Below are 238 nucleotides of genomic sequence, written 5' to 3'. Positions count from 1 at the left end.
ATATAATACAAAGAAGCCCTTTCAACTCCCCTATCAAAGGCTCTACAACTTAGAACCATATTTAAAATTGTAGCAGAATTACTTTCTAACTTGATAAGTATCATTCCACAGATTCCATAGTTACCGTAGCTATCTTCTAATTCAAATCCACGTATTAAATAATTTTTACTATTATTTAATATTTTATTAAAAAAGTCTTTATTATCTCTTCTAGTTGTCATATTAAATTGATTAGTTC

General features: G+C 26.5%; 1 pseudogene. It reads right to left on the bottom strand.

What is annotated here, in order from left to right:
• Positions 1 to 238, bottom strand: a pseudogene (locus tag AC6UDG_RS07855) (hypothetical protein); the annotation flags it as partial.

It is taken from the genome of Fructilactobacillus sp. X2R1C1 (genome assembly GCF_059901435.1).
The sequence above is the reverse complement of the archived record's forward strand: the minus strand, read 5'-3'. Positions and strand labels throughout refer to the sequence as shown.